This window comes from Pseudomonas sp. DWRC2-2, assembly GCF_049897885.1.
GTDB classification, from domain to species: Bacteria; Pseudomonadota; Gammaproteobacteria; order Pseudomonadales; family Pseudomonadaceae; genus Aquipseudomonas; species Aquipseudomonas azotoformans_A.
In genome coordinates this window covers 352694-372502 of the sequence record NZ_JAFCXD010000006.1, presented here as the reverse complement: position 1 = coordinate 372502, position 19809 = coordinate 352694, and the positions used below count along the sequence as shown (strand labels likewise).

Genomic DNA, 19809 nt, shown 5'->3' with positions numbered 1-19809 from the left:
CCGGTCGGGGAGCCGACCGGGGGTTAGATTTCTCTGGTAGGCGACCCCTTGAGTAGTGGGCGCCGATTTCAGGTATCAGGCGCGCCAGTGGCTAAACCAATACCCAAAATAAAAGCTGACCAGTGCGCTCGAACCGTTCACACGGGTAGCCGATACCGAGCGCGTAGCGCTGGTAGCAGGGCAAACCTGGTTGTGGGTGAGTTGCAACATGGTGTGTCTCCAAATGATGGGCAGAGCTTACTCGACGCGCACGGATGGTTTCAATCAGAAATTTCTATTGTCTTGGGGTACTTACGGCTATGGGAGAGTGCCGATATGCTGGTCACACATTTGACAATGTTTGCTGGGACGCGACCATGACCGCTTTGACCGTTGCTGCTGCACAAACCGTTTCTATCGCGGGCAATCTGCCGGCCAATATTGGACGGCACCTGGCGTTCATGCGTTCGGCCGCCGAACAGGGCGTCCAGTTGCTGGTGTTTCCAGAGCTCTCGTTGACAGGTTATGAGCCGTCCCTGGCGGCCGAGTTAGCGATTGAGCCAGGCGACGCGGTCTTGACGCCGCTGCGCGAAATGGCGCGGGAGTTGCGGCTCACGGCGGTGGTGGGCATGCCTATCCGCCTGGCGCCTGGGTTGGGCGTGTTGATCGGTGCACTGGTGCTGGGGGCGGATGGCTCGCTGGCGATCTACACCAAACAGCATCTGCACCCTGGCGAAGAGGTTGCGTTTGTCCCAGGGCAGGGCGGTTCGGTCCTGGAGTGGGGGGATGATCGGATTGCTTTGGCGGTGTGTGCGGACTTCTCCCATGCCAGCCATCCACGTCGGGCGGCTGAGGCTGGTGCTACGATCTATGCCGCCGGTGTGTTGATCAGTGAGGGAGGCTACGCGACCGATAGCGCATTGCTCCAAGGCTATGCGGTCGAACATGGGCTGCTGGTGTTGATGGCCAACCACGGGGGGCCATCCGGTGGTTATGTGTGCGCCGGTCGCAGCGCCATCTGGGCGGCTGATGGCGGTTTAGTCGCTGGCGCCTTCGGTGTCGGCGACTCGCTGGTGATTGCCCGTCGTGAGGGCGGGCAGTGGGCTGGCCAAGTGGTGGCTGTCTAAATGGTGTTCCAATTGCGCGCGGCAACAGATCAGGACCTCCCGTTCGCCAGAAGCCTGACCTTCGAGGCCATGAGCCGCTACTACCAGCAATACGATCTGATGTGGTCCAACGATGGCTTCGACGTCGCTTGGGCTGGCCGCGAAAACTGGCTGATCTGCAACGATGATGCCGTGATGGGCTTTATCAGCCTGAGCCGTGACAGCCGCGCGCTCTATATCCGCGAGCTGCACATGCTCGAGACCTGCCGCGGACTTGGCGCAGGCAGTTGGGTGTTGGAGCAGATGGCGCTCAAGGCGCAGTCGTTGGGTCTGTTGCGTTTGACCGTATTCAAGACCAACCCGGCCAGGCGGCTTTATCAGCGCAGGGGCTTAAACATTGTCGGTGAAGAGGATTGCTTTTGGCGCATGGAACGTGTCTGTCCATCCAGCTAATTCCTGTGGCCCGTTCTAATAAGTGCATACTGCTTAAAGAGGCGACCTCCCTACGTCGTTTCAACGTCATGTTCATGGGTAAGCGCTGGAACTGACTTGCCCTGATGAGTGTGCCAAATGGAGTAAGGCATTCAAATGAGTGGAATTGGTTCGCGCTTGAGGCAAGAAAGAGAACGGCTTGGCCTCTCGCAAAAGGTTTTTGGTGAAATAGGCGGTGTTGAAGCCAATGCGCAAGGTAAATACGAAAATGGCGGGCGGTCACCCAGAGCGGACTACCTGTCTCTTGTTGCACTAAGAGGTGTAGACGTGTTGTACGTGTTGACGGGTATGGCAACACCGATTCAATTGGAAAGTCTGAGTCAAATTGAAGAGACAGTATTGGCGAACTACCGTGCCATGTTCAAGGAAGACCAGGATGCGCTCCGCCGATTGACGTCGACGCTGGCCGAACATTCTTTTGCGCTCAATGGAAAAATCAAGCTGCAGCCCCACAATTCCTGACTCGCTGCCCCGCAAATAGAGCCGTCCACCCCTCGGTGGGTGGCTGCTGTGTGTTCAAACACTATATATATGACGCTTGCAGCTAGGTCTGCGCCTTGGTTTTTTGCTAAGGTGTTCAGCAACCTATAAGACCATATCGCGAGGTGTCTGCTTGATTAGGGTGCTAGTAGTCGATGACCATGATCTCGTTCGTACAGGCATTACACGAATGCTGGCTGACATCGATGGCCTGCAAGTAGTCGGCCAGGCCGAGTCCGGGGAAGAGTCCCTGATCAAGGCTCGAGAGTTGAAACCCGATGTGGTGCTGATGGACGTCAAGATGCCGGGTATAGGCGGTCTTGGCGCCACGACCAAATTATTGCGTAGCCATCCGGACATCAAGGTCGTAGTGGTGACCGTATGTGAAGAAGATCCGTTCCCGACGCGCTTGTTGCAGGCGGGTGCGGCCGGCTACCTGACCAAAGGCGCAGGTCTGGCGGAAATGGTGCAAGCCATTCGCTTGGTCTTTGCCGGCCAGCGTTACATCAGCCCGCAGATTGCCCAGCAATTGGCCATCAAATCCTTCCAGCCCGTCAGCGACTCACCGTTCGATGCGCTGTCGGAGCGGGAAATCCAGATCGCCTTGATGATCGTCGGTTGCCAGAAGGTGCAGACGATCTCCGACAAACTGTGCCTGTCGCCCAAGACCGTCAACACCTACCGCTATCGCATTTTCGAGAAGCTCGCCATCAGCAGTGATGTTGAATTGACCCTGCTCGCGGTGCGCCACGGCATGGTGGACGCCAGCGCCTGACATGACCACGTCGTTTGATCCCAGTGCCTTTCTCTCGACCTGCAGCGGCCGCCCCGGCGTGTACCGCATGTTCGACAGCGAGGCGCGCCTGCTGTATGTCGGCAAAGCCAAGAACCTGAAGAACCGTCTGGCGAGCTACTTTCGCAAGACCGGTCTCGCGCCGAAAACCGCTGCGCTGGTGGCGCGTATCGCTCAGGTCGAAACCACCATCACCGCAAATGAAACTGAGGCGCTGCTGCTTGAGCAGACGCTGATCAAGGAGTGGCGGCCACCCTATAACATCCTGCTGCGCGACGATAAATCCTACCCCTATGTGTTTTTATCTGACGGCAACTTCCCACGGCTGAGCATTCACCGTGGCGCGAAGAAGCAGAAGGGCAAGTATTTCGGACCCTATCCCAGCGCTGGCGCGATCCGTGAAAGCCTGAGCCTGCTGCAAAAGACTTTTTTTGTGCGCCAGTGCGAAGACAGTTTCTACAAGAACCGCACCCGGCCATGCCTGCAATACCAGATCAAACGTTGCAAGGCACCGTGTGTGGGGTTGGTCGAACCAGCGGAGTACGCCGAGGATGTACGCCATTCGGTGATGTTCCTCGAGGGGCGCAGCAACGCTTTGACCGATGAACTCTCCAGCGCCATGGAGCAGGCCGCCAGCACCCTGGACTTCGAACGCGCCGCTGAGTTGCGTGACCAGATCTCGCTGCTGCGCCGCGTGCAGGACCAGCAGAGCATGGAAGGCGGCACCGGCGACGTCGATGTGATCGCGGCCTTCGTCAACCCGGGCGGCGCCTGTGTGCACCTGATCAGCGTGCGGGGCGGGCGGGTATTGGGCAGCAAGAACTTCTTTCCACAGACGGGCATCGACGAGGAGGTGGCCGAGGTCATGGCGGCCTTCCTGGGCCAGTACTACGTCAGCAGTCCGGAGCGCGATTTGCCGTCGGAGCTGATCGTCAACGTAGTGCACGAAGACTTTCCGACGCTGATCGAGGCGATCCACGAACTGCGCGGCCGCGAGCTGGATATAAGCCACCGAGTACGCGGCACTCGCGCTCGCTGGCAGCAACTGGCCGTGACCAACGCCGAGCAGGCCTTGGGTGCACGCCTGGCCAATCGACAGCACGTCGCGGCGCGTTTCGACGCGCTGGCCGAAGTCCTCAACCTGGACGAACCGCCGCAGCGCCTGGAGTGCTATGACATCAGCCACTCCAGCGGCGAAGCCACCGTAGCATCTTGCGTGGTGTTCGGGCCGGAAGGGCCGATCAAAGCCGATTACCGGCGCTATAACATCGAAGGTGTCACCGCCGGCGACGACTATGCTGCCATGCACCAGGCCCTGACGCGACGCTTCAGCAAGCTGAAGGACGGCGAGGGCAAGTTGCCAGATATCCTGCTAGTGGACGGCGGCAAGGGCCAGCTGTCCATGGCCCGCGACGTGCTCAACGAGCTGGCGGTACCCGACCTCATCCTGCTCGGTGTGGCCAAGGGCGCTACACGCAAGGCCGGTTTCGAAACGTTGTACTTGAATGACGCCGCCCATGAGTTCACCTTGAAGGGCGACTCACCTGCGCTGCACCTGATCCAACAGATCCGTGACGAAGCCCACCGTTTCGCCATTACCGGTCACCGCGCTCGGCGTGGCAAAACCCGGCGAACCTCAACCCTGGAAGGGGTGGCGGGGGTCGGGCCGACACGGCGACGCGACTTGCTTAAACATTTTGGTGGCTTGCAAGAGCTATCCCGTGCCAGCATTGACGAAATAGCCAAAGCACCCGGTATCAGTAAAAAGCTCGCTGAGTTGATTTATGCGAATCTGCACAGCGAATAGAATGCCTACTTAGCACGGCAAGAGGTCAACCCAGTGATTCCGGGGCTTTGACCATGATGACCACCGCTACGAACCCTCAAAGTGTTAGAACAATGTTAGAGCTTGCGCGTCCCTATCTGTATAGGCGCCAAGGTCGTTACACACTCAGGGTCCGTCCTATGGGCTCCAAAGAGACCCTTTCGGTCTCTCTCAAGACAACAAACAGGCAATCCGCTTTGGTCACTGCTTCACACCTCTTAACGACTCTCCGAGCTTTCCACCTCGACAACCCCGATGCAACTTGGGCTGACCTTAAAGAGAACCTCCAGACAATTGCTATGAGCGTCCTACAGACCCGCTCTGTGTGGGATCAGTTGGGAGGTTCCGGGTTGGTCTACGCCGGAGTCCGCGAGGACCTCACCGAGATTGCGCGTACTGAGCCGTTGAGCATCGTACAGGCTCAGACAGTGAATTATGGTAGACGCCTCATGACCGCCGCCGAGATGCGTACAGGTGGTGACTTGGGGCCAATCCTGGGGATGATAGATGAGCTGAGTGCTATGCCAGCCTCGCTGTCTCGTCCGCCCCCTCATACCCAACCTCAATTAGTGGCAGTCACTAAGACGCTCACCTTCAAGACGCTCGCAGATACCTACTTGGAAGAGCGCAAGGAGGACGTTAAGGCGTCGTCTATGCGCAGCATGAAGGCTTGTTGCGACATTCTCGTAGGGGTGCTGGGTGAGATGGACATGGCGACTCACTCAAGAGCGGACCTTGTGGGAGTCCGCGAGACCCTGAAGGAAGGGCGTAAGCCCGTGACTGTTAACAAGATCGTGACTCAGATGACCACCATCCTAAATTGGGCAGTGGACAACGGTCATATCAAACAGGCTTTCGGTAAGAAGCTTCAGCTAACGAAGGGGGCTGAGAGCGGGCGTATACCATTCTCCCAGGAACAGATAGCAAAGCTCATTCAGTACGCTAATAGCCTTCCTGCGGATGATTGGAAGCGCTGGGCGGTCACTTTGGGGGTTATCAGTGGGGCGCGCATTGGTGAGATTCATCAGCTAACTACGGTGGACATCGTAGAGATTGATAATGTGTTGGTGATGGACATCAACACCAATGACGGGAAGGGTACTAAGAACAAATTCAGCATTCGTAAGGTGCCCTTGGTGGATATCTACGGGGTGGACCTTGAGGCGTTGAAGGCCTTCGCTGAGGCTTCTAACGGGAAGCTCTTCAAGCGAACCCTTGGTTCCTTCTACGGGGTCCTCAATAAATTTATTCGAGAGACACTCGGCATTCAGACCAAGGGAGGTCTGTCGTTCCACTCCCTTCGGCACTTCGTCGCGGGCTCTCTGAAAGCCGCTGAGGTTCCTTTGGGCACCGCTCAGGAAATATTGGGGCATAGTTCGGGGTCTATCACGTTCGACCTATATGGCTCAGGGAGGTCCGTACAAATGCAACGCATGGCCGAAGCCCTCAAGGTTGCTTTGGCTGGTCATACTGAAAAACGGATGATGTAGCCGCTACGGCGATTCACAAATGAGGAGTGCACGGAGTATGAATATTGACCAAATCAAGGCTGTCGGCCATGTGACCACACTTAATGGTTTGCCCGGTATGTCCTCTTTGGAAGTCGCAGAGATTACCGGAAAGAATCACAAGCACGTGCTTCGGGATATCCGAAAGATGCTTGATGCATTAAAGATCGGTCCAAATTTGGACCAATCTCCCCAGTATGTCGAGACTCAATCCCACGATACCTATGGGCGTCTCCAACCTTTGACTGTTCTCGACAAGGAGCTGACTTTCACTTTGCTGTCCCGTTATTCGTTCGAGCTGTCTAATCTGATCGTTAAGCGTTGGCTTGAGCTTGAGGGCTCTGGCTTTGAGCGAGTGTCAGTGCAAGCAGCCGTGGTTCATCTTGTAGAGCGTGAAAAGGATAATTACCGCGAAGCTATGCGGGTCATGCGCCGATCTCCAAAATCTCAAAGCCCTGCGGCTAAGGCGCTCCGGTTGGATAAGGCTGAAAGAGAGAAGGAAAGTAGGCGCATTCGAGCTAATCGGGACGCTTCGGGCGGTCTGTAAAGCAGTAATCGCTCGGTTTTGAAGCTGATCTTTAGTGGGAACCTGTTTATTTCTTTCCTTCAGAGGGCTATGAACATGAAATGTCCTGTTTGCGGCGCTGCGGATTTGGTCCATGACACCCGTGATGTGCCCTATGCGTATAAGGGCGAAACCATTTTGATTAAGCATGTGACGGGTGAGTTCTGCTCGTCCTGTTCCGAGTCAGTGTTAGATTTGGCCGAGTCGGATCGCGTCATGAAGGAGATGCGAGCATTCTCTAAGCGGGTAGGTGCGCCGAGGCAGCTATAACGAAAATGGAGAACGTCTTCGTGTTTCACTTCACCCCGCGTGGCACCGCTGAGCCTTATTGCTTTATTCAAAATCCAGACTATGGCGACCCACAGAAGGGCTTCGGTAATCCACGAGGCGTCTACAAGGTAGACCTCACTGTGCCCGGTGAAAAAGCGCAGCCTCTGATCAACAAGATCAAGAAACTTCACGAAACTAATTACAGGGCGCAGCTTGCTGAGTTCAAAAAGAACCGTGTAGTGGCGATCAAGCGGCTTGGCCCAGGTAAAAAGCTGCAAGAACCCTACGAGGGCAATATGCCGTACTTCATCAACGACGACGGTACAGTGACCTTCAAGTTCAGCTCTTACGCCTCCTACGTGGTCAAAGAAACTGAAGAGCTGAAACCGCTGGTCTTGAAAGTCGTTGACTCGAAAGGCAAGCGTATTGAAAACGTTCCTGCCATCTCTGGTGGTTCCGAGTTGAAAGCCCGTTTCTCTATGCTTGCCTACGGTTTCTCGGCTGTGGCCGGTGCGTCCGTCAAGCTTCAGTTGGACTCCGTAATGTTGATAGGGCTGGTAGAAGTGGGGGCCGAAGATGTAGATGGGGTGTGGCTCGATGAAGCCGTTGATCAAGGGTACGAGACATGCGCAATCAAGAGAGCGGCCATGGTGAAAACTTTGCATAGATTTATTCCCTGACGGTTGTGACAGGTGATTTTTCGGTAACTGTTAGCTCCTGAATTCAAGTACGTATGTGAGTAGAAGTCGTTGACGTGTGTGAGCAATGTTCGTATATTAATGTCTCATGAGTAACCTTGAGGCGTCTGTAATGAATACCCTAACCACCATTAGCACCGTCGAGCCAGCAATCTACGTATCAGTGGAGTTCAGTGAAGACTACGACGCTTACGAAGGTAAAGGTTCTTGGAAATGGGTCGCTAAGCGCTCATGGACCTGCGGAGGCGCGACTCGAACGGAAATATTTGAGGTCCCTCAACACGCAGAGGGAGCGGAGCGTGAGGATGTGGGTCGCATGATTCAAGGTCTCACGGGGGCTGCCGCAGGAAGTAACGCTAAGTACGCTGTTTCCTGCGCGGGAGATACAGCAAGCTACATAGCGGTACGTGTTGAGTAATTCAGGTGGATAGAGCGGCTCGAAAGAACGTATGAGCAGAAATTCATAACGTTCGTGAGTGGTATTCGTATATCTTGAGTGGCTTAACGCTACCCGGGAGCAACGATATGACGGTCCAAGTATTTGTAACAGATAGCCTTTCTATAGCCCAAGCAACACCTAAGAGGCGCCATGTTGATTTGAGGGTAAGCCTGACGGCAGCCCTTAACGAATTTGTCGAATTGGGCTTGTTTGAGCATTTTTTGGGTTCTGAAGGTCTGGCCGTTTGGAGCCTGGTGGGCGGACCTGTGGTTGCTCAAGAGGCCTTTTATGAGGACACATTCAAAAGACGATTCGTATTTACTCAATTGGCCCGTGATGCCGCATTGGGTATCTTGTTGCGCGCCAGGCATCCAGGCGATAGAGCAGCGATTGCCGAAGCCATTCGACATTGGGATAAACAAAGGAACGCGGAACAAATCTCGGCATGACTTTAATTACGTTCGTGGTTATTGAGGAAATCAGCATGTCCAAGCAGGTAAGGGCCAATTAGAAGGCATCCAGTGAAATACATCATCGTCAACTGGCTTGTAAGTACTTGTGTTGGTTACATCAAATGAGTAGGTAGCCTCTATTTTCTTATAAACTCTATCCGCCTCTTCGTCTCCCTGTACGTCGCCGACCAAAACATGATAGGTCGGGGTCACGTTGTTGGGGATTATTTGGATCTCTACTATGATCAACAATCGCCCAGGAAATTTTATGCAATTAGTTCTCATCTCATAACCTATTCCAGGCTTCATCTCGGAGTAGCTCCAACGACCACCTACTACATAAGAAATGTTTTTCTTTTGGCCAAGGATATAGGGGACGCAAATTGGACGGAAATCATCTGGATCAAGGGAGCATAGAACTTGACCATAAGCTACTTTTGCCAGGAGGCGTGCAAAACTGTCCGGTACATTCTTGAAGCTCATTATTGGCCGCTGCCCATATTTCGCGGTAAATCGCTCAATCTTATCAGTGTCAGTAGGTGTTACAAGTTCCCATGTGCTTGATAGGTCTACTGTCTCAGGAAGCCCTTGTAATATTCCGGCTTTGCGCATTCTGTAGAAGATCATGACGGCAGGATAGTCCTCTGGTAGGACTCTAAGCTTTCGGTCTTGATTATATGGGTCGCGCATAAGCATTATTTTGGGTCGATTCTTTTTTCGGCGTGAGGGTGCGTCGTAAGCTATTCTTGCATCTCCCCATAGGTCTCTTGACACATCTCTTTCGAATCTTGAAGTTATCTTGGCGCAGTTATCACAGCTTGCGCCTTTAAGTACGTGGGCCCCTCCAATGAAGTAGGGCATGATGTGCTCATCCGTTAATCGTACTCCTGTGCATCTACAGTAAATGCATACATCTCTGGAAGGAATGTGTGTAGGTCCGTGACTCATGTTAAATCCAAGGCTGCGAACAGAGTATCCAGTTTCTAACACCGTTTAGCAGGTTTGGTAAACATATTTCATAGGAGTCGAACTGGACGTACTGACCGGGCATCCTGATCACGACCTGTTATTTTTGGTGACGCAGGTGGGCAGGGCGATGGCTTGAAGGGCCTGTCTCTATGGCTTAAAGCTCCCTAATGCGAGCCACGTCGTCGCGCGCGCTGCCCAGTTACCCTCACTATTAGAAACTGCACATTTACTGCCTCTTAAGTACACATATGCCACCCGCATAAGAAGCAGGACTACGGCAATGCCTGTTACTACCGATCTCTATGTGATCTGTGCAATTGACCCATCGAGTCACTCAGGTTTCCCGAGTTAAAGCATTCAGGCGCCGCAACGGCAAAGTAGGTCCTGTTGTTAACGTTGGGTCGCACTTTTATAGAGGATTTGCAAGGCCCTTAAGTGTCAATTGGCCGGAAAAGCCCCAAAAGAACTCACTATTACTAACCGTCATGGAGAACTATAAGATGCAAAGATTAAAAGCAACTGCCGAAGACCTAATGTTTGCCGCTAAAAACCTGTCGTCTGGCGATCTCAGGGAGTTTGATTTGCTTCAGTCGGGACGTGACCCTCTTGCGGTCTTCCCTAAGTATCTTGATGAGACTACTTACTCTATTAAACTGAATGAGGTTGTGTTGGCTGTCGGTGGTCATGCTAAGGGGGCTATATGGTTTGTCACAACGAACGTGATCGACAACATCTCAAAGGCTGATCGTATTTGTTTTTACCGGATTCTTAAGAAACACTTGGTGTGTATCAAGGAGGAAGAAGTAGGCGTCGTCTTGACCAACGTCGTATCGATCAATAATCACGCCCATCTCCGTCTCTTGGAGTCTCTTGGAGCGACGTTCAACACGCAGCGTCTTTTGAGTCCTGCTGGATTCGAATTCTGCCAATTCTGGTTATAGGAGGTAGTAAATGTGTGAACCAACATCTATCGCGATATCAATGATGGCAGTATCTGCGGCGATGGCTGCTTCTGGCGCTTCTGATGCAGCTAAATCAAAAGGGGCCATGATTGACGGCCAGCGCAAGAACCAACAGGAAATTATCAAGCAAGCAAACATGCAGGACGCGGACACGGCCTTAACGATGGTGGACAAGCGTGAAGAGGCCCAACGTCAACTCACTGAGGTCAATCTTCAAGCCCTTCGCAACCGAGGGACCATCAACGCAGCGGTAGGTGAGTCCGGTATGTCTGGTAACTCCATTGACCGAATTCGCCGCTCTGCTGACAGCGATGCATCCGCCGAGAAGATGAACATTACCGAAAACTACAATCGCGACTACGCAGCAATCTTTCAGAACCGTGTCGGGGCTGTTGAGAACGCACGGTCGGCTGTTCGTGGTGGCGGTGGTCGGGGTGCGAAGGTCAATAACATCGCGAACGCCTTGAACATCGTAGGGGCGGGCCTGGGAGGGTACGCAGCCGGTGGCGGTTTCTCGAAGGCCGCTCCCAAAGGCGCAGGCACACCACAAGGAGGGCCCAAGCCGTCATAACACTCTGAGGTAAGCCGCAACGGTTTTTATCTTTTCCAAGTCCCCCATACCTAATCAGGCAAGCCCCAAAAACGCCGGGAGGCTTTCGTGTGTCTGCTCAATGGCCGACGCAAACAGTAATCACAAAGGAGAACACATTGAACAGTAAAGACGAATACGCGCAGGTCCTGGCTAACGGGACCCCTTACGACTCCATGATTCGCCAAGAGGCTGACCGTGAAGGCATACCTTACGACTTCGCCCATAAGCTGATCTTCAACGAGTCCCGTTTTAAGACCGAGGCAAAGAGCCCAACAGGCCCGCTTGGACTTGGGCAGTTCACAGAGTTGACCGGCAAGGCATACGGCCTGATGTCCCCTGAGGATCGAATGGACCCCCAGAAGGCTATCCCGGCTGTCATGCGCCACCTTAAAGACCTCAAGGGGGCCTATGGCGGTGACTTGCTGAAAGCTGCCCTCGCATTCAACCAGGGCCAAGGCCGTCTCGGCGCGCCACAGTTGGCCGCATTCGATCAAGGCGACTTCTCCAAGATCAGCTCTGAGGGTCAGACCTACATGCGCAACCTGCTGGACGTGTCGGGCGATAGTCCGTCTCGGAAGTACTTTGATTCTATGGGGGTGACCGATCCAGGCATTCACCCAAAGGCTAAGGCTGTGAGTTTTGAGGACGTCACTCAGGGACTTACAGCCAACAACCCGATTCACGTAGGCCAGGGCCTCCCAGGTCTGGGCGCTATGGGACTGAAGGGCGGTGAAGCCCCAGTGACCCAGCCCGATTACCTGTCGATGGCGAAGCCTGAAAAGACATTCTTCGAGGGGACAGGTGACGCTACGAAAGCCTCTGTTATGACTTCCCCAATTCCCTCGATTCTGCGCTACGCCACTCAGGAAAACGTGGACCCTTTGGACTGGGTGAATCCTACAGACACCTCTTCGTGGACTCGCGATGACTTCGACATGATCCGCAAGGAGGGCGTAGACCCTCAGTACTTCGGTTTCATCATGGATTACTCGAAGGGCAAGCGAGCGAATCTCCCTCAGGCTATTGCGATGGCAAAGGAGAACGCTGGTTATGAGGCTCGAATCAACGGGGCAGGGACGGGGGCACAGATTGTCGGTGGGTTTATCTCCGCTGGTGTTGACCCGCTGACATATGCGCCGATCCCAGGTGCTACAGGATCCCGCTTGGTTTCTCGTATGGCCCAAGGCGCTGTGTATGGCAGTGCAGGCGCTGTTGCGTCCGAAGGACTACGTGAGGCGGCTACAGGTATCGAGGGGCACTACGGGACCGCTTTGGTCGGTGGCGCTCTCTTCGGCGCTGGTGCTACAGCTCTGTTTGACCGGGCGGCACAACGAGCCGTACAGCCAACCCGTGAGGAAGTCCCTGACGACCTCTTGGAGAAAACCTTGGCTATGCACGGTGAGTCGGCTCTACCTAACGAGCGGTTCGACTTGCACCCTGAAATGGAGAGCTTCGATAACAATCCTTTTGCGGGTCCTGCGATTCGCCTGGAAGCTCGTGAGACAGCCCGACAGACTGGCATGGATGACCCTTCCCGATTCCCTTGGTTGGCCGGTGAAGCCCCTGAGAACATCGGTGGGATTGATGTAGTACCGCACCCAAGCGAGCCGGGAGCCGTTCGCCTTCAAGACGGTTCCATCCTGTCTGCTTCAAACCCCCTGAACCCTATGACCCTTCGGGACGCTGAGCAATTCATGCCAACCGAGCAAGCAGCCAAAGGGGCCTCTATGGGCGGCTTTACAGAGATTGGCTACACGCTATTACGTTCTGAAAATGAAGCTGTGAGGAACATCGGTGGTCAGCTTTTCCGGTCACCGACAGGCACCGTAAGCGGATCTAACGGTAAGTTCGGGGCAACCGCTTCGGACATCATTGAGCGCACCGCATCTCAGGATCATGTCACTTACAACAAGATGTCGGAACAGCTCTTGGAAGCCATTAAGGACCCTCAGTTTGCAACGCAGGCAGGGGGCCGACAGGCTCACATGGACATGGTTAACCGTCGTGTTGCTGAAGCTATTGAGGACTCCACGGGCACCAAGGCAGCACAGTTGACCCCAGGTGAACGCAAGATGATGGAAACCGTAAGGGCTCACTACGACCGTAAAGCCGATTACCTTGCAGCGCCTGCCCAGTTTGGTAACCGGCATGCCCGAGCGATCCTCCCAGAGACTCGACACGCTGGCTCATACATTCCCAACGTCTACTCGACAGCGGCCAAGGCGCTACATCTTCGACGCTTCGGTGATCAGGAAGGCCTTCAGCATGCAATCTCTGAATCCTGGCTCGCCAGCTATGCAGCGAGGCCACATGTAAAGGCTCGTGTAGATAAGTTTCTGACGGATCAGGCAACCCGAGAGGGCCGCGTACTGGATCCCGCTGACCTGCAAGCCGCTGTCGATGACTACGCCACACGTAAGGCATTCGGTATCGCCAAGTCTGACGACTTCGACGGATCTAACTTGCTGGCAGTGGGTGACCAAGGAAGCGTCCCCGGTAGCATGGGATTAGCCTCAAACAACTTCCTCGAAGGGCGTCACCTCTTTGATTCTGATATGGCGGTGCCGCTCTCTGACGGGACTCAGTTTGCAGTAAACGACCTTCGTGAATTCGACCTGGGCCGGATTACTCCGAGCTATGACCGTCGCGTTAACGGTGACATTGGGATCATGGGGGCAACCGGGCGAACCACTGGGGAGTTGCTACACGACATCTCCAAGGTGAAAGCATCCAGCAAGGCCGAGAAAGCAGCCCTCGAAGAGTCCGTAAAGATCCTCACAGGTCGGGCACGTCGGGAGCCTGAGGGAGCCTTAGCGACTACTGCACGGATTCTCTCGGATCTTTCGTTTGTTTCGAAAAATGCCTATATGGGCGTGCAGTCAATCGCGGAAGTCGCGGGTATGGTCACCAAGGGGCATACACGCATGCTTCTGAAAGGTGTTCCCTTGCTTCGCGATATGACCCGGTGGGGCTCGAAGATCAGCGCCAACGACCTTAGAGACATGCATTCATTGGTTTTCGGGCGTGAGCTGGATAACCACATTCGACCATCTCGGATGGACATCATTGAGCGCCTTCGTAATCAAGCGGATGTAAACCCCTTGCTGGCTAATGTATTGGGGTCAATAAAGTTCGCAACTCAAGAAACGTCAGCATGGTCGCCGTTCACGAAGTTCCTCACGGAGTCTTCAAACTACATCGCAGATGCTGGCCGGTCGGGCGTTCTTTCGGACCTCGTGGACCACGTATTGGCTGGCCGGAAGTCGGGCCTATTCGAGCCGCAAAGACTCCACTCGATGTCTATCACTCCCGAACAACTCGAGGGGATCAAGGCTTCTATCCGTGAGCACATGGTTATGGGCAAGAACGGTAAATACACCATCAAGGACCGTGCAGCCCTTCAACGCGATCCACGGACAATGGACATGTGGCGGATGGGCGACAAGATCGCACACGAGACCATCCTGAGGCCTCACGCTCTTTCGTCTGCCGATACGGTGGCCTATGGGGCAGGGGTCAAGATGGCGATGCAGTTCAAGAACTTCACGATGCGCTCCGTCAACTCTCGGTTGGTGCGGGGCTATCACGATGCTACGAAGAACGGTCGAGCGATTGATCAGACGATGCAAGCGGTTCTCTCTGCGGGTCTCGCTGTGTCTACCTACGTTGCGATGAAGTACAGCCAAGCGGCGGGCATGCCTAAGGACCAGCGCGAAGGGTTCTTGAAGAGTTCGCTTGATCCCAAGATGTTGGCCTATGCGGGCCTGTCCCGTAGCTCTCACATCGGGGCGCCGCTCGGTCTGCTGAACATCGTTGCGGCTCCTTTCGGATTCGACCAAGGCGCCGCCGTGCGCTCTTCGATCCTCCCGCGAGGGGCTAAGGAGAAACCAGAACAAGGTGCAATGAAGTACAGCCCGACCCAGGACAAGCGATACACCGGGTTCCTCGGGCGTGTCTCTGAACAGGTTCCTGCCATGGGCGTCTTGGCGAACGGTTATCAGACTGGCTACAACGCCTTCGGCGCTCTGGGTTCTGACTCGCGTAGAGCTGATCAGGAATACATGACAGGCGTTTTCAATGGCCTACGCGGTCTCGTGCCCAACGATCCAGTAACTCAGAAGTTGTTGCTCATGATGATGGAGTCTCAAGGCGTCGAGATTCGCTAACAGATACATTTAATAGCAACAAACACGAGGGGTCCTTAATGGGCCCCTTTATTTCAGAATTCGGATATAGAGCCGGTCAATGCTTGCCGTTGTATGCGATCGGATCCTTGTCTATTCCAATGTCTGCACGGACGGTATTGATCATCGCAAGGGACTTCGCGCGGACCTCGGCCCATTCATAGTCGGCATTACCGTTGCTTATTTGTAGTAGTAGGTCCATAAGGCCATCGTAGGCGTCCATTACGGCTTGGGGCGCGAGCATTGCGAGATATCCGTAAGCCCTTAATCGCTGCTCGTTGAATTCATCGAATCGAGCCTGGGCGGCCTCACCGACCAACCTACCGTCTTCATGAGTGTCGAGGGAGGCCAGAAGCCTTGCGACTATTTCAGCTACAGCTTTGTAGGTCAGTATCTTGTCGTTTTGAAAGCGAAGAGTATTTTCCTTTATAAGGTCAAGGCTACGTTTGGTCTCCTCAAGTTCCTTATTCAGCTTGTGGGTTTCCGTCATCAAAATCCGGCTTGCCCAGACTTTTCCCAGCCATGATGAGAAAGCCATGATGATTACGCCACTGCCTGCAATCGATAGAAGTGCAGCCCCTAACAGCTCAAATACTTCAGTCACGCTCATTCTCCTTTGAGTAGCACATGAGTATGGCCTTGGGACACCATAGCTGGAAGCCCCGCTTATCAAAGCCTCCAAAACCCCTCACTATTAGGATAGGGGGCCTAAAGATACCTCTTAAAGACCGTCTCAAAGACCCTCAGAGGTTTGGTGATTATGCTGATAAGCATCACCTCCAAAGGGCAGATCTAAAGGAGCAAACAGGAATGAAGGAAGCAATGAGGGCCGTATGGCCGTCCCTTCGAATCCTGCTGACGCACCGTGTCACCTACCGATTTCTTGCTTTACTCCTTGTTTCTCTCGGAGTTGTTCAAGGTGGTCCACTTATCGAAACCTTTGGGGATGTCGTCTGTGTGCTATTTAGTGGCTGTGACGGGTGACCTTAGCGGGACTCTCTTAGGGTTCGTAAAGATGCGTCCACAAGAGCTATGATGTCACTTTGGCCTCGCTTAGGTGAAAGGATATGCCGGTAATTGATTTGTATTCTAAGCGTCGGAAACGCCTCCGTGGTGAAGTATCCGACGTCTACACGTATGACCATTTTTCGGATAAGTTCAGGGTGCAGCTTTGCTACATGATCCACGAGCTGATGGGCGATTCTTACGTTTATGCGAACACATCCAAACCGAACGAGACTTATAACGGGATAGTGGGTGCTTTAAGGCGAGAGTATGGGCGCGCCTATTTATGTGAAGAGATTAGAGGGTTTGGACCAGGCAATGCATGGCAAGACTTAACTGACTTCATACTCAACGAAGAGGACGTTGAGCTGTGTCTTGACGCGATTGAATTGTGTTACGGAGTAGGTGGGGATGCGGCCCGGTCAATGTTCTATGTCAGCTCGCGCCATAGTCCGGAACAATTTGTGGATGATTGTATAGAAGAGCTTAATGCAAGATTTCGTGAGGCAGGTTTGGGTTATGAGTTGATTGGTGGCCAGATTATCCGCATTGACTCCCGGCTGCTTCATTCAGAGATTGTAAAACCTGCCATTGGTTTCCTGAACACAAACGGATTCGAAGGGGCACAAGATGAGTTCCTCGGCGCATACGAGCATTATCGCCATGGCAATCATGAAGAGGCGCTTGTAGATGCTTTGAAGGCATTTGAGAGCACAATGAAAGTCATTTTGAGTGCTAATGGAGAGAGCTACTCTCCACGCGATACGGCTTCTAAATTGGTGCTGGCCTGCACAAAGGCTGGACTCGTACCTGCCTATAACGAGTCTCACCTCACCTCATTGAGCAACGTCCTCAGTAGTGGTATTCCAACTTTAAGGAACCAGAACGGTGGCCATGGCCAAGGGGAAGCTATCAGGACCGTGGAGCCTGAGGTTGTAGCCTATGGCCTGCATTTGACGGCCGCCGCGATATTGATGCTCGCTGGCCTTGAGGCTAAACGACAGCGATTGGCCCTTTGAGAATCTGACAGAAAAATCTGAATGACCACCTCAATAGGGCCAGCCCGCAGTTCCCCCCCGTGGGGCCTCGCCTGGGTCCTTATCGCGCGCATGGGCGCCTCTGTAGGTCGTTCCTTTCTGGTATCGTTACGGCCTGCCTCGCTGATTCCCGAGTGTTAGACTTGGGTTAGAACAGCGTTAGACATTCGTTCAAATATGCTCGTATCATGGCTGCGCCACGCCTCTTGTGCCTTCATAGCGAGTAGAATGCCTTTCCACCTCGTAGCCAGTTGTGCCGATGAATATCCCTAATCTGATCACCGTTCTACGCGTCCTGCTTATTCCGATTTTCATTCTGTTGTTCTATTTGCCGTACGAATGGAGCTATGCGGCCTCCAGCTCGGTGTTCGCCTTCGCGGCTGCCACCGACTGGCTCGACGGCTACCTGGCCCGCCGCCTGGAACAGAGCACGCCGTTCGGCGCGTTCCTCGACCCGGTGGCCGACAAGCTCATGGTGGCTGTCGCGTTGGTCCTGCTGGTGCAAGAACACGGCAACCTGTGGCTGACCCTGCCGGCCGCCGTGATCATCGGCCGCGAGATCGTTGTCTCGGCTCTGCGTGAATGGATGGCCGAAATCGGCGCCCGCGCTCATGTGGCCGTGTCCAACATGGGCAAGTGGAAAACCGCCGCGCAAATGCTTGCGCTGGTCATCCTGCTGGCCAACCCGTCGGACTTCTCCTTCTGGGTCCTGACTGGCTACGCCTTGCTGCTGATCGCCGCTGGCCTGACCTTGTGGTCCATGCTCCAGTATTTGCGCGCTGCCTGGCCGCATCTGCGCACCACGGTTGAAAAGAAATAAAACTTTTTTGAATCAAAGGGTTGACCGGTTCTGATAATTCTATAGAATGCGCATCACCAAGACGCGGGAATAGCTCAGTTGGTAGAGCACGACCTTGCCAAGGTCGGGGTCGCGAGTTCGAGTCTCGTTTCCCGCTCCAAATATCGATCTACAGAGTTCCATGGAAGTCTGTAAGTCATTGAAAATAGACGCTTCGGCGTCTTTTTTCGTTCCAGTGCAATCTGTCAAAATCCACCCCCCGGCACGCATTTTAAGTACATAATTAAGTACATCGAATTCGGGTAGCGGGCACAGCGGATTTTGGGCAGAACGCCCCGGTCCGGCATCGATATACATCTCCTCGATCCTACGAGACGGGAGATGTACTCATGGCCTTGACCGATACCGCCGTTCGCCAGGCGAAACCTTCCGGTATAAATTACACCATCAAAGACACGGATGGGCTTGCGCTGTTCGTGGGCCCCAAGGGTGCCAAGCAATGGCATTTCCGCTTTTATTGGCTGGGCAGACAAGCACGTATTTCCTTGGGTGTTTACCCAGCAGTCAGCCTTAAAGATGCGCGCCGGGGGCGGGACGAGGCCAGGGCCTTGATTGCCCAGGGCGTTGATCCACGCACTCACCGTCGCGAAGCACGACTGGCCGCCAGCGCCTCTACAGACGGTTCTTTTCGAAGTGTTTTCGCCGACTGGCGTGCGTTTAAAGCCTTGAGCGTGAAGGCTGGACGCCAGGGGACTTTGGAGCAGATTGACCGCCACTTCGCCAAAGATATCTTGCCCTGATTGGGTGATTTGCCGATCGCTGAGATTTCGCGTCAGCATGTGCTGGAAGTGCTGCGCCGGATCGAGCGGCGCAAGGCCATGACCACGGCGCAGAAATGTCGCACCTGGCTCAACCAGTTGTTCCGTTATGCGATGGTCGAAAAGGGGCTCGCGACAAACCCGTCTGCCGACCTCGATATCGTGGCGCTGCCCAAGCCCAAGGTCCGTCACAATCCTTACCTGCAGATGGACGAACTCCCGGAGCTACTGCGCAAGTTGGGCAGCTACGGCGGTCACCCAATACCGTGCGAGGTATTCGTCTGCTGTTGCTGACCGGTGTGCGAACGGGCGAGCTGCGTGCCGCTAAGCCCGAGCAGTTCAGAGAGCGGCACTCTGATACCTGGCGAGTTGTTGGGGCTTCTGCGTAGTTTTGCTGATGAGAAAAGTCCAGCAATAGCTGCTGTCATTATTCGCCGCCTACCGTATCTGCAGAGTCTGGAGCCTGGCTTGGGCTGGGATTTGTTTGATCGTTGCATGGAAGGCGGATCGTCCGGTTTATGGGGCGTCGCTGAGCCGTGCCTCTACTATGCCTACTACAATGATTTTGCGCGTGTATCGAAGTGGCTGAAGCGCATTCGCCAAGAAGGTGTCGGAAAGGATTTCGAGACCTGGGGGAGAATATCCGCTCTGGCCGCTTTGCCAGACCATGGCCGTACTTCTGAGCTTCTGAGAGATCTCTCCGCTATAGATGAAGAAGCAGCGTGGCATGGAGCTTCGATCGTATGGTCGAATGCCAGTAATTTCAGTAGGCATCGCAGCCAATGCATCGCAGGCCTTGAGTATGGCCTGTCTTCTGGTCCACATGGAAACGCTGT

The 19809-nt window shown here is 54.3% G+C and carries 20 protein-coding genes and 1 tRNA gene; 19 read left to right on the top strand and 2 right to left on the bottom strand.

Features of this window, described 5'->3' with window-relative positions:
* The first annotated feature begins 356 nt into the window (after nucleotides 1–356).
* From ACP7EW_RS25515 to ACP7EW_RS25470, 10 genes are all read left to right on the top strand, one after another.
* Complete coding sequence (locus ACP7EW_RS25515) at nucleotides 357–1106, top strand: carbon-nitrogen hydrolase family protein (RefSeq protein WP_426220782.1); 750 nt, start codon at nucleotides 357–359, stop codon at nucleotides 1104–1106.
* Nucleotides 1107–1538 carry a GNAT family N-acetyltransferase gene (locus ACP7EW_RS25510; RefSeq protein WP_426220780.1) on the top strand — a complete coding sequence of 144 codons (432 nt, stop codon included), beginning with the start codon at nucleotides 1107–1109 and terminating at the stop codon, nucleotides 1536–1538.
* A 135-nt stretch (nucleotides 1539–1673) separates the two neighbouring features.
* Nucleotides 1674–2039: a helix-turn-helix domain-containing protein gene (locus tag ACP7EW_RS25505; protein ID WP_426220778.1), complete on the top strand. Its 366-nt coding sequence runs from the start codon at nucleotides 1674–1676 to the stop codon at nucleotides 2037–2039.
* Between the two features lie 151 nt (nucleotides 2040–2190).
* Nucleotides 2191–2832 carry a response regulator transcription factor GacA gene (gacA, locus tag ACP7EW_RS25500; protein ID WP_032886613.1) on the top strand — a complete coding sequence of 214 codons (642 nt, stop codon included), beginning with the start codon at nucleotides 2191–2193 and terminating at the stop codon, nucleotides 2830–2832.
* Between the two features lies 1 nt (nucleotide 2833).
* A complete protein-coding gene (uvrC, locus tag ACP7EW_RS25495) occupies nucleotides 2834–4657 on the top strand; it encodes an excinuclease ABC subunit UvrC (RefSeq protein WP_426220776.1) in 1824 nt (607 codons plus the stop codon).
* Between the two features lie 467 nt (nucleotides 4658–5124).
* Nucleotides 5125–6165: a site-specific integrase gene (locus ACP7EW_RS25490; protein ID WP_426220774.1), complete on the top strand. Its 1041-nt coding sequence runs from the start codon at nucleotides 5125–5127 to the stop codon at nucleotides 6163–6165.
* 37 nt (nucleotides 6166–6202) lie between these two features.
* Nucleotides 6203–6730, top strand: coding sequence for a Rha family transcriptional regulator (locus ACP7EW_RS25485; protein WP_426220772.1), 528 nt, complete (start codon nucleotides 6203–6205; stop codon nucleotides 6728–6730).
* 69 nt (nucleotides 6731–6799) lie between these two features.
* Entirely contained in the window at nucleotides 6800–7018 is a 219-nt protein-coding gene (locus ACP7EW_RS25480; protein ID WP_426220906.1) for a type II toxin-antitoxin system MqsA family antitoxin, read from the top strand.
* Nucleotides 7019–7038: 20 nt separating this feature from the next.
* Complete coding sequence (locus tag ACP7EW_RS25475; protein WP_426220770.1) at nucleotides 7039–7698, top strand: single-stranded DNA-binding protein; 660 nt, start codon at nucleotides 7039–7041, stop codon at nucleotides 7696–7698.
* Between the two features lie 543 nt (nucleotides 7699–8241).
* Nucleotides 8242–8604, top strand: coding sequence for a hypothetical protein (locus tag ACP7EW_RS25470; protein ID WP_426220768.1), 363 nt, complete (start codon nucleotides 8242–8244; stop codon nucleotides 8602–8604).
* Nucleotides 8605–8634: 30 nt separating this feature from the next.
* On the opposite strand, the gene ACP7EW_RS25465 is transcribed toward ACP7EW_RS25470, so the two are convergent.
* Nucleotides 8635–9468, bottom strand: coding sequence for a hypothetical protein (locus ACP7EW_RS25465; protein ID WP_426220766.1), 834 nt, complete (start codon nucleotides 9466–9468; stop codon nucleotides 8635–8637).
* A gap of 608 nt (nucleotides 9469–10076) precedes the next feature.
* Here ACP7EW_RS25465 and ACP7EW_RS25460 point away from each other — a divergent pair.
* From ACP7EW_RS25460 to ACP7EW_RS25450, 3 genes are all read left to right on the top strand, one after another.
* Entirely contained in the window at nucleotides 10077–10517 is a 441-nt protein-coding gene (locus ACP7EW_RS25460; protein WP_426220764.1) for a phage protein Gp13 family protein, read from the top strand.
* Nucleotides 10518–10527: 10 nt separating this feature from the next.
* The gene (locus tag ACP7EW_RS25455; RefSeq protein ID WP_426220762.1) at nucleotides 10528–11109 is read left to right on the top strand and encodes a virion core protein, T7 gp14 family; all 582 of its coding nucleotides are present in this window, start codon (nucleotides 10528–10530) and stop codon (nucleotides 11107–11109) included.
* A gap of 137 nt (nucleotides 11110–11246) precedes the next feature.
* Nucleotides 11247–15296, top strand: a complete 4050-nt coding sequence (locus ACP7EW_RS25450; RefSeq protein ID WP_426220760.1) for a transglycosylase SLT domain-containing protein — start codon at nucleotides 11247–11249, stop codon at nucleotides 15294–15296.
* Between the two features lie 76 nt (nucleotides 15297–15372).
* On the opposite strand, the gene ACP7EW_RS25445 is transcribed toward ACP7EW_RS25450, so the two are convergent.
* Nucleotides 15373–15918: a hypothetical protein gene (locus ACP7EW_RS25445; protein WP_426220758.1), complete on the bottom strand. Its 546-nt coding sequence runs from the start codon at nucleotides 15916–15918 to the stop codon at nucleotides 15373–15375.
* Nucleotides 15919–15941: 23 nt separating this feature from the next.
* Between ACP7EW_RS25445 and ACP7EW_RS25440 the strand changes: the two genes are divergently transcribed.
* From ACP7EW_RS25440 to ACP7EW_RS25415, 6 genes are all read left to right on the top strand, one after another.
* On the top strand, nucleotides 15942–16298 hold the full coding sequence (locus ACP7EW_RS25440; protein WP_426220756.1) for a gp19.5 family protein: 357 nt from the start codon (nucleotides 15942–15944) through the stop codon (nucleotides 16296–16298).
* A gap of 83 nt (nucleotides 16299–16381) precedes the next feature.
* Nucleotides 16382–17338 (top strand): STM4504/CBY_0614 family protein, encoded by a 957-nt coding sequence (locus tag ACP7EW_RS25435; protein WP_426220754.1) that lies wholly within the window; start codon nucleotides 16382–16384, stop codon nucleotides 17336–17338.
* A 277-nt stretch (nucleotides 17339–17615) separates the two neighbouring features.
* Nucleotides 17616–18176: a CDP-diacylglycerol--glycerol-3-phosphate 3-phosphatidyltransferase gene (gene pgsA / locus ACP7EW_RS25430; RefSeq protein WP_003232771.1), complete on the top strand. Its 561-nt coding sequence runs from the start codon at nucleotides 17616–17618 to the stop codon at nucleotides 18174–18176.
* Nucleotides 18177–18239: 63 nt separating this feature from the next.
* Nucleotides 18240–18315, top strand: a tRNA-Gly gene (locus tag ACP7EW_RS25425).
* Between the two features lie 229 nt (nucleotides 18316–18544).
* On the top strand, nucleotides 18545–18955 hold the full coding sequence (locus ACP7EW_RS25420; RefSeq protein ID WP_051422199.1) for an integrase arm-type DNA-binding domain-containing protein: 411 nt from the start codon (nucleotides 18545–18547) through the stop codon (nucleotides 18953–18955).
* The gene (locus tag ACP7EW_RS25415; protein ID WP_426220752.1) at nucleotides 18956–19267 is read left to right on the top strand and encodes a tyrosine-type recombinase/integrase; all 312 of its coding nucleotides are present in this window, start codon (nucleotides 18956–18958) and stop codon (nucleotides 19265–19267) included. It abuts the gene before it with no gap.
* Nucleotides 19268–19809: the final 542 nt, after the last annotated feature.

Coding starts and splice junctions, on each gene's coding strand:
- ACP7EW_RS25420 (WP_051422199.1), top strand. CDS start 18,545: ATGGCCTTGACCGATACCGCCGTTCGCCAGGCGAAACCTTCCGGTATA.
- ACP7EW_RS25505 (WP_426220778.1), top strand. CDS start 1,674: ATGAGTGGAATTGGTTCGCGCTTGAGGCAAGAAAGAGAACGGCTTGGC.
- ACP7EW_RS25515 (WP_426220782.1), top strand. CDS start 357: ATGACCGCTTTGACCGTTGCTGCTGCACAAACCGTTTCTATCGCGGGC.
- ACP7EW_RS25435 (WP_426220754.1), top strand. CDS start 16,382: ATGCCGGTAATTGATTTGTATTCTAAGCGTCGGAAACGCCTCCGTGGT.
- ACP7EW_RS25510 (WP_426220780.1), top strand. CDS start 1,107: ATGGTGTTCCAATTGCGCGCGGCAACAGATCAGGACCTCCCGTTCGCC.
- ACP7EW_RS25460 (WP_426220764.1), top strand. CDS start 10,077: ATGCAAAGATTAAAAGCAACTGCCGAAGACCTAATGTTTGCCGCTAAA.
- pgsA (WP_003232771.1), top strand. CDS start 17,616: ATGAATATCCCTAATCTGATCACCGTTCTACGCGTCCTGCTTATTCCG.
- ACP7EW_RS25485 (WP_426220772.1), top strand. CDS start 6,203: ATGAATATTGACCAAATCAAGGCTGTCGGCCATGTGACCACACTTAAT.
- ACP7EW_RS25480 (WP_426220906.1), top strand. CDS start 6,800: ATGAACATGAAATGTCCTGTTTGCGGCGCTGCGGATTTGGTCCATGAC.
- ACP7EW_RS25455 (WP_426220762.1), top strand. CDS start 10,528: ATGTGTGAACCAACATCTATCGCGATATCAATGATGGCAGTATCTGCG.
- ACP7EW_RS25440 (WP_426220756.1), top strand. CDS start 15,942: ATGAGTATGGCCTTGGGACACCATAGCTGGAAGCCCCGCTTATCAAAG.
- ACP7EW_RS25465 (WP_426220766.1), bottom strand. CDS start 9,468: ATGCCCTACTTCATTGGAGGGGCCCACGTACTTAAAGGCGCAAGCTGT.
- ACP7EW_RS25470 (WP_426220768.1), top strand. CDS start 8,242: ATGACGGTCCAAGTATTTGTAACAGATAGCCTTTCTATAGCCCAAGCA.
- ACP7EW_RS25490 (WP_426220774.1), top strand. CDS start 5,125: ATGACCGCCGCCGAGATGCGTACAGGTGGTGACTTGGGGCCAATCCTG.
- uvrC (WP_426220776.1), top strand. CDS start 2,834: ATGACCACGTCGTTTGATCCCAGTGCCTTTCTCTCGACCTGCAGCGGC.